The sequence below is a fragment of the Sphingomonas sp. GW821-FHT12D09 genome (genome assembly GCF_058807215.1).
This window is the reverse complement of sequence record NZ_JBXAQL010000003.1, coordinates 561,878-573,650: the sequence shown is the minus strand read 5'-3', so window position 1 is coordinate 573,650 and position 11,773 is coordinate 561,878. Positions and strand designations below refer to the sequence as shown.

The 11,773-nt window shown below is 66.0% G+C and carries 14 protein-coding genes; 9 read left to right on the top strand and 5 right to left on the bottom strand.

Going from position 1 to position 11,773, the window contains the following annotated elements:
- The first annotated feature begins 184 nt into the window (after nucleotides 1-184).
- Complete coding sequence (locus AC1RPL_RS16465) at nucleotides 185-1,084, top strand: LysR substrate-binding domain-containing protein (protein ID WP_493070703.1); 900 nt, start codon at nucleotides 185-187, stop codon at nucleotides 1,082-1,084.
- Between the two features lie 140 nt (nucleotides 1,085-1,224).
- Here the strand turns inward: AC1RPL_RS16465 and AC1RPL_RS16460 are convergent, their stop codons facing one another.
- The gene (locus tag AC1RPL_RS16460) at nucleotides 1,225-1,680 is read right to left on the bottom strand and encodes a peptidylprolyl isomerase (protein WP_493070701.1); all 456 of its coding nucleotides are present in this window, start codon (nucleotides 1,678-1,680) and stop codon (nucleotides 1,225-1,227) included.
- A gap of 112 nt (nucleotides 1,681-1,792) precedes the next feature.
- Here AC1RPL_RS16460 and mgtE point away from each other — a divergent pair, with 112 nt between their 5' ends.
- Both mgtE and AC1RPL_RS16450 read left to right on the top strand, forming a co-directional pair.
- Nucleotides 1,793-3,196 carry a magnesium transporter gene (gene mgtE, locus AC1RPL_RS16455; protein WP_493070700.1) on the top strand — a complete coding sequence of 468 codons (1,404 nt, stop codon included), beginning with the start codon at nucleotides 1,793-1,795 and terminating at the stop codon, nucleotides 3,194-3,196.
- 31 nt (nucleotides 3,197-3,227) lie between these two features.
- Nucleotides 3,228-3,626: a DUF1489 family protein gene (locus tag AC1RPL_RS16450; RefSeq protein ID WP_493070698.1), complete on the top strand. Its 399-nt coding sequence runs from the start codon at nucleotides 3,228-3,230 to the stop codon at nucleotides 3,624-3,626.
- A 95-nt stretch (nucleotides 3,627-3,721) separates the two neighbouring features.
- Here AC1RPL_RS16450 and msrA read toward each other — a convergent pair whose 3' ends face one another.
- From msrA to pabB, 3 genes are read right to left on the bottom strand one after another with little or no spacing between them, the layout of a single operon-like run.
- On the bottom strand, nucleotides 3,722-4,378 hold the full coding sequence (gene msrA / locus AC1RPL_RS16445) for a peptide-methionine (S)-S-oxide reductase MsrA (protein WP_493070696.1): 657 nt from the start codon (nucleotides 4,376-4,378) through the stop codon (nucleotides 3,722-3,724).
- A 26-nt stretch (nucleotides 4,379-4,404) separates the two neighbouring features.
- Nucleotides 4,405-5,604: a pyridoxal phosphate-dependent aminotransferase gene (locus tag AC1RPL_RS16440; RefSeq protein ID WP_493070695.1), complete on the bottom strand. Its 1,200-nt coding sequence runs from the start codon at nucleotides 5,602-5,604 to the stop codon at nucleotides 4,405-4,407.
- A gap of 48 nt (nucleotides 5,605-5,652) precedes the next feature.
- Nucleotides 5,653-7,395 carry an aminodeoxychorismate synthase component I gene (gene pabB / locus AC1RPL_RS16435; protein ID WP_493070693.1) on the bottom strand — a complete coding sequence of 581 codons (1,743 nt, stop codon included), beginning with the start codon at nucleotides 7,393-7,395 and terminating at the stop codon, nucleotides 5,653-5,655.
- An 80-nt stretch (nucleotides 7,396-7,475) separates the two neighbouring features.
- On the opposite strand from pabB, the gene AC1RPL_RS16430 reads away from it, so the two are divergent.
- Nucleotides 7,476-8,138 (top strand): MBL fold metallo-hydrolase, encoded by a 663-nt coding sequence (locus AC1RPL_RS16430; protein ID WP_493070692.1) that lies wholly within the window; start codon nucleotides 7,476-7,478, stop codon nucleotides 8,136-8,138.
- On the opposite strand, the gene AC1RPL_RS16425 is transcribed toward AC1RPL_RS16430, so the two are convergent.
- Complete coding sequence (locus AC1RPL_RS16425; RefSeq protein WP_493070690.1) at nucleotides 8,135-8,560, bottom strand: MAPEG family protein; 426 nt, start codon at nucleotides 8,558-8,560, stop codon at nucleotides 8,135-8,137. The two genes, AC1RPL_RS16430 and AC1RPL_RS16425, sit on opposite strands and share 4 nt — an antisense overlap.
- Nucleotides 8,561-8,747: 187 nt before the next feature.
- Here AC1RPL_RS16425 and rpmF point away from each other — a divergent pair, with 187 nt between their 5' ends.
- From rpmF to AC1RPL_RS16400, 5 genes are all read left to right on the top strand, one after another.
- A complete protein-coding gene (gene rpmF, locus AC1RPL_RS16420; protein WP_493070688.1) occupies nucleotides 8,748-8,927 on the top strand; it encodes a 50S ribosomal protein L32 in 180 nt (59 codons plus the stop codon).
- Nucleotides 8,928-8,967: 40 nt separating this feature from the next.
- Entirely contained in the window at nucleotides 8,968-9,999 is a 1,032-nt protein-coding gene (gene plsX, locus AC1RPL_RS16415) for a phosphate acyltransferase PlsX (RefSeq protein ID WP_493070687.1), read from the top strand.
- Nucleotides 10,000-10,009: 10 nt separating this feature from the next.
- A complete protein-coding gene (locus tag AC1RPL_RS16410; RefSeq protein WP_493070686.1) occupies nucleotides 10,010-10,981 on the top strand; it encodes a beta-ketoacyl-ACP synthase III in 972 nt (323 codons plus the stop codon).
- Nucleotides 10,982-11,095: 114 nt separating this feature from the next.
- Entirely contained in the window at nucleotides 11,096-11,395 is a 300-nt protein-coding gene (locus AC1RPL_RS16405; RefSeq protein WP_493070684.1) for an integration host factor subunit alpha, read from the top strand.
- 11 nt (nucleotides 11,396-11,406) lie between these two features.
- Entirely contained in the window at nucleotides 11,407-11,772 is a 366-nt protein-coding gene (locus AC1RPL_RS16400; RefSeq protein WP_493070683.1) for a MerR family transcriptional regulator, read from the top strand.
- Nucleotide 11,773: the final 1 nt, after the last annotated feature.

Below are 11,773 nucleotides of genomic sequence, written 5' to 3'. Positions count from 1 at the left end.
TGAAAGGCCCGATCTTTGTGCAGTGCGGCCGGTTTTTGTGCAAGTGCGAAAAGAACCGGTCGTGCGTGCATAACTTGCAATCGCGAATAACTGGGCTGATATATGCCTAACACCCAAAAGGGCATTGGCGTGGGGCGAAACGCACGCCAAGGGTAATGACGCAGCGCAACATAAAGGGAGCGATATGCGGAGACTTCCCCCGCTGACGGCAATCGAGGCATTCGTGCAGGTGGCGCGCCTGGGCTCGATCAAGGCCGCCGCCGAGGAGCTTGCGCTATCCTCGCCCGCACTCAGCCGGCGCGTCCAAGCGCTCGAGCGCTTCATCGGCAAGCCGCTGTTCGAGCGGCGCCACCAGGCGCTCAAGCTCAACGACGATGGCGACCGCCTGCTCGGCATGATCGCCCCGGCGCTCGATACCATGGCCGATGCAGTGGAGATGATGACCAGCGGCACCGAACTGCTGCGCCTGCGCCTTGGCCTGTTGCCGCTGTTCGCGACGCAGCGGCTGATGCCGCACATGGGCGACCTCAAGCGCAGGCATCCCGAACTGCACCTCGACGTCGATACCGGCGCGCATGCGGTGGCGCGGCTGGGCGACGGGCTGGATGCGGCGATCGTGGTGGCGCGCGACATCGATCCGACACTCTATTCGAAGCGGCTGGACCGCAACCGCGTCTATGTGATCGGCGCGCGTTCGCTGCTCGACGGCCCCGATCCGATCACCAAGCCCGAGCAATTGTCGAAGCTGACCGCGCTGGTGCACCGCGACATGGCAGACACGTTCACGGCGTGGCGCGCGGCAGCAGGCCTGTCGCACCTGGAGATCGAGCCGGCCGCGGTCGACCATTTCGATTCGGGCACGCTGATGCTCGAGGCGGCGGCGCAGGGTCTGGGCGTCGCCTTCATGCTCGAATCGCATTTCGAGGCGGCGCGCGACGAGCGGCTGGTCCAGCTGTTCGACCTGACCGTGGAGAGCGATTACAGCTACTGGTTCGTCTGCCGCCCGCGCGCGCTGACCACGCGGCCGGTGAAGCTGTTCCACGATTGGCTGATCGCGACACTGCACGCGGAGAGCGTGGAGTGATCCAAGGCCCCTCCCTGCAAGGGAGGGGTTGGGGTGGGTCCTGGCACGCGATACGTTGAGGTCACGCGGGCGTTCTCAGTATCTCCAGGACACTACCCACCCCTAGCCCCTCCCTTGCGGGGAGGGGAATCAAGTTGGCATTACGCCTCGGTGCGTGCCTTGACGATCTTGCCGGGCTCGCGCGGCGGCTCGCCCTTGGGAAGCGCATCGACATGCTCCATGCCTTCGGTGACCACGCCCCAGACGGTGTACTGCCCATCGAGGAAGGTCGCGTCGTCGAGGCAGATGAAGAACTGCGAGTTGGCGCTGTTCGGGTCCATCGTGCGCGCCATCGAGCAGACGCCGCGGGCGTGCGGCTCGCGGCTGAACTCGGCGGGGAGGTTGGGCAGCTTCGAGCCGCTCATGCCGGTGCCGGTGGGGTCGCCACCCTGGGCCATGAAGCCGTCGATCACGCGGTGGAAGATCACGCCGTCATAGAAACCCTCGTCCGCGAGCGTGGCGATGCGCTCGACGTGCTTGGGCGCGAGGTCGGGACGCAGCTGGATATGCACGTCACCGGTATCGAGAGTGAGGACGAGCTTGGTGGGTTCGGACACGTGAATACTCCTGAGAACAATTTGCACTGCACCTAAGCGGCCTTCCGGCGACTTGCAAATCGGCGGATAGGGTGGCAGCGCCGGGACAGGGGCCAAACAGGGAGGTCGGACGATGAGCGAGACCGAACTTCAAGCGGATAGCCTGGCTCCCGAGCCCCAGCTCGATGCGGAGGACCGGCTGCGGCCGCAGTTCGTCGATGCGGTGCTCGAGGCGGTCCATGCCGGCGACTCCGCCCGCGCGCACGAACTGGCCGAACCGCTCCACCCCGCCGACATCGCCGACCTGGTCGAACTCGCCCCAAGCGAGGAGCGCGCCGCGCTGGTCGCCGCGATCGCCGACCTGATCGATGGCGACGTGTTGGCGGAGATGAACGACTGGGTGCGCGAGGCGCTGGTCGAATCGCTCACCGCCACCCAGGTCGCGGACCTCGCCGCCGAGCTCGATACCGATGACGCCGTCGCGATCATCGAGGACATGGACGTCGAGGATCAGCGCGAAGTGCTTCGCGCGCTCGATCCGGACGACCGCGCCGCGATCGAGGAAGCGCTTTCCTACCCCGAGGAATCCGCCGGCCGCCTGATGCAGCGCGAGTTGATCGCGGTGCCCGAGCATTGGAGCGTCGGCGACGTCCTCGACTATCTGCGCAAGAACGAGGACCTCACCACTGATTTCTGGGAGATCTTCGTGGTCGATCCGGCGCACAAGCCGGTCGGCACCTGCCAGCTCTCCTGGATCCTGCGCACGCCGCGTGTCGTCGCGATGGGCGATGTGATGAAGCGCGAGCAGACGCTGATCCCGGTCGACATGGACCAGGAGGAAGTGGCGCTGCGCTTCCAGAAATACGCGTTGATCTCCGCGGCGGTGATCGATCCGAGCGGGCGCCTAGTCGGCATGATCACGGTGGACGACATGGTCCACATCATCTCCGAGGAAGCGGGCGAGGACGCGCTGCTGCTCTCGGGTGCCGGCGAAGGCGACATCAACGAGCCGGTCTTCGATTCGTACAAGGGCCGGGTGCGCTGGCTGCTCACCAATCTGCTGACCGCGCTGGTGGCGGCGACGATCATCAGCCTGTTCGAAGGCACGATCCAGAAGATGGTCGCGCTGGCGGCACTGATGCCAATCGTCGCGGGCGTCGGCGGCAATGCCGGCACCCAGACCATGGCCGTGACGGTGCGCGCGCTCGCCACCAACCAGTTGACCCAGTCGAACACGCTGCGTGCGATCCAGCGCGAGATCTCGATCGCGCTGCTCAACGGCGTCACCGTAGCGGTGGTGATCGGCACGGCGGTGGGCCTGTTCTATCACCATGCCGCGCTGGGCGGCGTGATCGCGGCGGCGATGATGACCAACATCTTCATCGCCGGGCTGGCAGGGGTGGTGGTGCCGCTGACGCTCGACCGCCTGAAGGCCGATCCGGCGGTGGCCAGCTCGATCTTCGTGACGATGACCACCGATTCGATGGGGTTCCTCGCGTTCCTCGGCCTCGCCAGCGCGAGCGGGCTGGTCGGTTGATCCCGGCGCCGGCACGCACCAGATTAAACGCGTGCCACTTCACCTGACCAAAGTCGCCTTTGGCTGCGACTCCGTAGAGTATCTCGCCCAGCGCCTCGCCTCGCGCGGCGGAACCTGGGGGCTGACCACCCGCTATCTGCCCAAGCGGCACGAGGAAATCGGCGGGGAGGGCTCGCTGTTCTGGATCCTCAAACACCAGCTGATCGGACGCACCCCGATCGTCGGCTTCGGCGAGGCCGAGGGCGGGCGCACCGCGATCCTGATGGAGCCGCGGCTGATTCTCGTCGCCGCACGGCCGAAGCGGGCGCACCAGGGCTGGCGCTATCTGGAAGGCGCGGACGCGCCGCTGGACCTGGGTGAAGCCGGGACGGGAATGGACGAGCTGCCACCTGCGCTGATGGGGGAATTGGCCGGGCTGGGGCTTATATAATCCCGTCACCCCGGCGAAAGCCGGGGCCCAGAGTCACGAACGACCCGGCAGAGAAACCCTGGGTCCCGGCTTTCGCCGGGATGACGGCGATATTCTCAGTTCACCAGCATCGGGTACGCATTGCGGAATGCCGCCACCTTGGGCTTGTCCCAGCGCACGATGTAGGGATGCGTCGGATTCCGCCAGAAGAAGTCCTGATGATAGGCCTCCGCCGGATAGAAGCCGCCTGTCTCCAGCTTGGTGACGATCGGCTTGGCGAACGCCTTGGCCTTGGTCAGCTGCGCGATGTACGCTGCGGCGACGCTGCGCTGCTCCTCGTCCTGCGGGAAGATCGCCGAGCGGTAGCTGGGCCCGCTATCGGGATATTGGCGGTTGAGCTGGGTCGGGTCGTGCGCTACCGAGAAATAGACGCGCAAGAGCGTGCCGTAGCTGACCTTTTTGGGATCATAGGCGATGCGCACCGCCTCGGCATGGCCGGTCCGCTCGGTCGAGACCTGGGCATAGGTGGCGGTCTTAGCGGTGCCGCCGGCATAGCCCGAGGTCACCGAATGCACGCCCTTCACCGACTGGAAGACCGCTTCCATTCCCCAGAAGCAGCCACCGGCGAACACGGCGACCTGCTCACCCTTGCTCGGCTTCACGTCGAGCGCGGGCACGGGCACCGGCACGGCGCGTTCGACGGCGCCCGAGGCGGACGAAAAGAACAGCGCGGCTCCGAGAAGCGCGGCAACAGGAAGCGACCATTTGAGCATGGCCGCAATGTCGTGCCTGTCGGGCCTCAGCGCAAGGCCGCGCAGGCCTCCTGGATTCGGCCGCAAGCCTCGGTGAGCAAAGCCTCGGACGTCGCATAGCTGATGCGAAGCGCCGGCGAGAAGCCGAACGCCGCACCGTGCACCGCCGCGACGCGCGCATCGTCGAGCAGATAGGTGACCATCTCCTCGTCGGTGGTGATCTTCGCGCCCTTGGGCGTGGTCTTGCCGATCAGCTGGCTGAACTCGGGATAGACGTAGAAGGCCCCTTCCGGACGCGGGCAGGTCATGCCGTTGATCTGGTTGAGCATCGACACGACGAGATCGCGACGGCCCTGGAAGGCGGCGACGCGCTCGGCGAGGAAGCTCTGGTCGCCGTTCAGCGCCGCGACCGAAGCGGCCTGCGAGATGCTCGACGGATTCGAGGTCGACTGCGACTGGAGCTTGCCCATCGCCTTGATCAGCCAGGCCGGGCCGCCGGCATACCCGATACGCCAGCCTGTCATCGCATAGGCCTTGGACACGCCATTGGCGGTCAGCGTGCGATCGTAGAGCGACGGGCAGACCTGGGCGATCGTGGCGAATTCGAAGCCGTCGTACAGGATGTGCTCGTACATATCGTCGGCATAGATCAGCACATGCGGGTGCCGCTCGAGCACTTCGCCGAGCGCCTTGAGCTCCGCGGCGCTATAGGCAGCGCCGGTCGGGTTGGACGGCGAGTTGAGCACGACCCACTTAGTCTTGGCGGTGATCGCGGCTTCGAGCTGCTCGGGCTTGACCTTGTAGCCCTGCTCCGCGCCGGCCGAGATGAAGACCGGCTTGCCACCGGCGAACTCGACGACGTCGGGGTAGCTCACCCAATAGGGGGCCGGGATGATCACTTCGTCGCCCGCGTCGATCGTCGCGCAAAAGGCGTTGAACAAGGTGTGCTTGCCACCCGAGTTCACGCTGATCTGGTTCTCGGCGTAGCTGAGGCCGTTGTCGCGCGCGTACTTCGCGACGATCGCCTGCTTGAGCTCGGGCGTGCCGTCCACCTGGGTGTACTTGGTCTTGCCCGCGCGGATCGCTTCGATCGCGGCTTCCTTGACGAAGTCGGGCGTGTCGAAATCGGGCTCGCCGGCGCCCAGGCCGATCACGTCGATGCCGGCGCGCTTCAGCTCGAACACCCGGCTCGTCATCGCGAGCGTGGCGGAGGGCTGGATGCGATTGAGCGCGGCCGAGGTCTGCATGAATACGCCTTTTCCGGTAGGGAGACGCCGCGCCTATAGGGCCCCGTTCTACGCTTCCGCAACCGTTACGGCTGAAACCAATCCCCTGAGGGCATTCCCGACGTAGAAGCCGCCCGCGAGATCGGCTGGAGTGAGCTCGCCTTCCACCGCGCGGCCGCTCTCGATCAGCTCGGCGCGCAGCACGCCGGGAAGGAGGCCGCGGGCGAGCGGCGGGGTTACCAATGTGCCGTCTCGCTCGACGAAGATCGAAGTGAAGCTGCCTTCGGTGAGATAGCCCGCTTCGTCCGTGAACAGCACTTCCCAGGCGCCCGACTGCTTGCGCGCTTCGTCATGGAAACGGCGGCGGCTGGTCTTGTGGGCGAGGCGAAAGTCGTCCCGCGCGACTTTGCGCGACTGGATCGCGACCTGGACCGGGCCGGCCGGCGCCTCTGGTAAGGGCGCGATGCCGATGGCGATGGCGCCGGAGGGGGCGAGCAGCAGCCTCACGCGCGCGGGCGCGCGGAGACGGAAGGTGGCGGCCTGCAGCTCGTTACGCGCGGAATGGCGATCGAACTCGAAGCCGAAGGCCTGGGCACTGGCCTTCATCCGCGTGAGATGGCGCTCGAGCAGGGGCAGGCCGGCAAGCGGATCGAAGCGCATCGTCTCGATCAGGTCGAAGGGCTGTTCGTCGGCCGTGACGAAGGCGCCCTTTGCCAGGCACTCGTCCCATTCCTCACCAGCGTTCGAATCGGCAACCACGCCCGATCCTAACCCGAGCAGCGCGCGTGTCGCCCCCTGATCTATGGTGAGCGTGCGGATAGCGACGTTGAACAGCGCCGAACCGTCGGGCTCGATCGCGCCGATCGCCCCGGTATAGACGCCGCGGGCATCCTTCTCGACCTCGGCGATCACTTCCATCGCGCGCAGCTTGGGCGCGCCGGTGACCGAGCCGCAGGGGAAGAGCATGGAGAGCGCGTCGATCGCCGTCACGCCGTCGGCGGGTTGCGCTACGACAGTCGAGACCATCTGGTGGACCGTCGGATAGCGCTCGACCTGAAACAGCGACGGCACGCGCACGCTGCCCGGGCGAGCGACTCGGGTCAGGTCGTTGCGCATCAGGTCGACGATCATCAGGTTTTCGGCACGCTGCTTGGGATCGGCGGCGAGATCGGCGGCGAGGGCATCGTCCTCGGCCGGCGTGGCACCCCGGCGGACGGTTCCTTTCATCGGCTTCACGGTGAAACCGGTCGCGTCGAGCGTGAAGAACAACTCCGGCGAGAAGGAGAGGATCCAGGCCGCACCGGTGAAGGCCAGCGCGCCATATCCCGCACGCGCGCGCGTGCGAAGCAGCGCGTAGAGCGCGGCGGGGTGGCCGGCGAACGGCACGTCGGCGCGGAAGGTGAGGTTGGCCTGATAGATGTCGCCGGCGGTTATATAGTCGGCGATGCGGACGAACTGGCCCTGGTAGTCGGCGCGAGTGATCCGGGGGATCGGCGCACCGGCCCAGGCGCCGGCGGGATCGGGAAGCAGCGTCTCCAGGTCCACCGTCTCGCGAATCTCGAAACGGCCGAACCACAGGCATGGGGCCGTCGCATCCCTTGCTACCGCGCGCGGTTCGATGCCCGGCGAAGCTTCATAGCTGAGGAAGCCGGCGAGATGGCCATCGCCGGCGCGCAGATTGGCGAGCGTGTTCGCGACCTCGCCCGGCGCATCGGCGCGGATGATTTCCTGCGCTTTATAATAGAGTCGCGCACCCGCGCCGCCCGGCCGGGCGTCGTCGAGCAGCACGAAGGGAGTGTCGGGCAAGGTCATGCCGGGCTCCGCATGCAACCCCGTGGCCGCCACGGCAAGCCCATGTTGCGGCGCAAGAGCGCGCGCCCTATCTCCGCCCCATGTCCAATCCCCCGATGCGCGCCGCCGTGATCCCGGTCACGCCGCTCCAGCAGAACTGCTCGCTCCTGTGGTGCACCGAGACGATGCGCGGCGCCTTCGTCGATCCGGGCGGCGACCTCGACAAGCTGCGTGCCGCCGCCAAGCAGCACGGCGTGACGATCGAGAAGATCCTGGTCACCCATGGCCATATCGATCATTGCGGCGCCGCCGGCGAGTTCGCCAAGGAACTGGGCGTGCCGCTGGAAGGGCCGCACGAGGCCGACCGCTTCTGGATCTCGCGACTCGACGAGGACGGGCGAAACTATGGCATCCGCGGCACTGTGTTCGAGCCCGATCGCTGGCTGGTGAATGGCGACCAGGTGACCGTCGGCAATCTCACGCTCGACGTCTATCACTGCCCCGGCCACACGCCGGGCCATGTCGTCTTCCACCATCCCGAATCGAAGCTCGCGACGGTGGGCGACGTGCTGTTCCAGGGCTCGATCGGCCGCACCGACTTTCCGATGGGCAACCACCAGGATTTGATCGACGCGATCACCACCCGGCTCTGGCCGCTCGGCGACGAGACGGTGTTCGTGCCGGGCCATGGGCCGCTCAGTAATTTCGGCCACGAACGGAAGACGAATCCCTTCGTGGCCGATTCGGTGCTCGCGAAGGCCTAGTTCTTCGGCCCGATCTTGAAGACGGTGACGGGCGCCAGGGGATTTTGGGCGATATAGATACCATAGGCGGCGAGGCCGAGCATGGTCAGCATGGTGAGCGCGATGCCGATGCGGCGCCCCAATCCCCAGCCGTCCATGCCGAAGGCGTGGCAGATACGCCCGAGGATCAGCGCAGCGCCGACGCCCCACAGCCAGATGCTTGTGCCGACCGCGAGCTCGACCAGCGCGAGCAGGACGAGAATCAGCGGCACATATTCGGCGAAGTTCAGTTGCGCGCGCATCCGGCGGACGAGTCGATCGTCGCCGCCGTCGCCGACGAAGATCTTCTCGGCGAGTCGCAGCCGGCTGATTCGCAAGCCGAGCCAGAAATTGATGACCGCGGCGGCGCCGGCGGTGCAGAGCGTTACGGGTAATAGGATCATATAAGGTATCCCCTCCAGAGGATACCTCCCTACACTCCCTTGCTTCCCCTGCAAGAATCGCTATACGCGCGCACTCGCTTTCGTGACCGTTCCCTGGTCCGGCGAGCGCCGGATCTTCCGTCGCTTGCCCGCTGGACCCTGTGGGCGTATCGCGATTTTGACTTTGGTTTCGTTAGAAGGTGCCGAAATGGCCGTTCCCAAGAGAAAGACCTCGCCGTCGCGGCGTGGCATGCGTCGTGCTCATGACGCCCTGACGCCGCAGGCGTTCCAGGAGTGCCCGAACTGTGGCGAGCTGAAGCGTCCGCACATCCTGTGCGGTTCGTGCGGCCACTATAACGGCCGCGAGATCGTTTCGGCCGAAGATTAATCGGCAACGATTGGGCCGAATCGCGCGGGGGCATGCGGGCATGACGAATTCCTCTCGAATCGCCGTCGATGCGATGGGCGGTGACGAGGGAATTGCGGTGATGCTCGCCGGTGTTGCCCGCGCGCGCCGTCGGTTCGAGGGCATGCAGTTCATCCTCGTCGGTGACGAGGCGCAGATTCGTGAGGGTCTGCAGAGCCACCCGAACCTGACGGCCGCCTCTGAAATCGTCCACGCACCCGGCGTCGTCGCCTCGGATGAGAAGCCGAGCGCGGCGATTCGGCGCGCCAAGACGACATCGATGGGAATCGCCATCGACCTGGTCAAGCAGGGCAAGGCTGGCGCTGCCGTCTCCTCGGGCAATACCGGGGCGCTGATGGCAATGGCCAAGCTTTCGCTGCGCACCATGCCGGGGATCGATCGGCCCGCGCTGGCCGCGCTACTGCCGAGCCTGGGCGAGAACGATACGGTGATGCTCGATCTCGGTGCCAACACCGAAGTCGATGCACGCAACCTCGTCCAGTTCGCAGTGATGGGCGCCGCCTATGCGCGTACTGCGCTCGACCTGGAAAATCCCCGAGTCGCGCTACTCAATATCGGCACCGAAGAAATGAAGGGCACCGACTCGATTCGCGACGCCGCGGCCGAGTTGCGCGATGCCAAGCATCTTCGCCTCGATTTCCGTGGCTTCATCGAAGGCAACAAGCTGTCGCGCGGCGATGTCGATGTGATCGTGTGCGACGGCTTCTCGGGCAATATCGCGCTGAAGACGATCGAAGGCACCGCCCGCTTCGTGGCGGACCTGCTCAAGCGCGCCTTTTCCAGCTCGACTCGCTCGAAGATCGGCTTCCTGATCTCCAAGCCGGCGACCGAGCTGCTGCGCACGCATCTCGATCCCAACAACCATAATGGGGCAGTCTTCCTCGGCCTGAACGGCATCGTCGTGAAGAGCCATGGCAGCGCCAACGAGCTCGGCGTCGACACTGCGATCGGTTTCGCCGCTAAGATGCTGCGCGACGATCTCAACCGCCGCATCGCCGAGGATCTCGGGAACTTCGAAGCAAAGGCGGCCTAGACACCTCAAGATGACCCTGCGTTCCGTCATCATCGGCACGGGTTCCGCCCTGCCACCCCGCCGCGTTTCCAACGCCGAACTCGCCCAGGAAGTGGATACGAGCGACGAGTGGATCGTCGAGCGCACAGGCATCCGTTTCCGCCACATCGCGGGGCCGGACGAGACGACCGGCACGCTGGCCGCCGAGGCCGCCAAGGCCGCGCTGGCCAAGGCAGGCATCGCCGCCGCGGACATCGACCTGATCGTCCTCGCCACCGCGACGCCGGACCAGACCTTTCCCGCCACTGCCACCAAGGTGCAGGCGATGCTCGGCATCCCCGACTGCGTGGCGTTCGACGTCGCCGCGGTCTGCTCGGGCTTCCTCTATGCCGTGCAGGTCGCCGACTCGATGCTGCGCGCCGGCGTCCACAAGCGCGCGCTGGTGATCGGCGCCGAGACGTTCAGCCGCATCCTCGACTGGGAAGACCGCGCGACCTGCGTGCTGTTCGGCGACGGCGCGGGCGCGATCGTGCTCGAGGCCCAGGACACGGCGGACGAAGGCGGTCGCGGCATCCTGGCGACCAAACTCCATGCCGATGGCCGCTACAACGACATGCTCTATGTCGATGGCGGCCCTTCGACCACCCAGACGGTGGGCAAGTTGCGCATGAAGGGCCGCGAAGTGTTCCGCCACGCAGTGGTCAATCTTGCCTCCGTGATGTCGGAATCACTTGCGCTCGCGGGGCTCCAGGCGAGCGACGTCGACTGGGTGGTGCCGCACCAGGCCAATGCCCGCATCCTCGACGCGACCGCGCGCAAGCTGGACCTGCCCGCCGAGAAGGTGATCGTCACGGTCGATCAACATGCCAACACGTCTGCCGCCTCTGTCCCCCTCGCGCTCGATACGGCGGTGCGCGACGGGCGTATCCAGCAAGGAGACCTGCTGGTATTGGAAGCGATGGGTGGCGGCTTTACCTGGGGCGCCGCTGTAGTGCGTTTCTAACGTCTGCGCGAAATCGCAGATAATCATTTCGGAACCACAATGTTCCCGTTTGCTGTGTCGAAACAATCTGATACGACCGACTCGACACAGTTGGATGCAAGGGGGAGTTGCAGCATGATCGCTGCGGGCACGCTGACCAGAGCCGATCTCGCCGAATCGCTCCATCGCGAAGTTGGACTCTCGCGTGCCGATGCCGCGCGGCTGGTCGAGCAGATCCTCAGCCATATGTGCGAAGCGCTGTCCAAGGGCGAAAACGTCAAGATCTCCGGCTTTGGCAGCTTCATCCTGCGCGACAAGGGCGAGCGCGTAGGCCGCAACCCCAAGACCGGCGTCGAAGTGCCGATCGCCCCACGCCGCGTCCTCACCTTCCGAGCCAGCCAGATGATGCGTGACCGCATCGTCTCGGCTGACTGAGGAACGCGGCGATGCCAGGGCCAGAAAAGGCTGCTGGCGCGCTGAGGACGATAGGCGAACTCGCCCAGGAGATCGGGCGCCCCCAACATATCCTGCGATATTGGGAAACGCGCTTTCCCCAGCTGCGCCCGCTCACCCGGGCGGGTAATCGCCGCTATTACCGGACCGAGGATGTCGCGCTGGTGCGGCGCATCCACGACCTGCTTTCCAACCAGGGCTACACGATCCGCGGCGTGCAGAAGCTGCTCGTGGCGGAAAAGGGAAGCCTTACTGCCCGCGCCGCTGCGGGGACCGCCACCGCAGGCTCGAGCGAGGACAGGAAAGGGCTCCAGGCAGTCCGCGACTCGCTCGCCCAGGCGCTGGACGAGGACAGCTGAG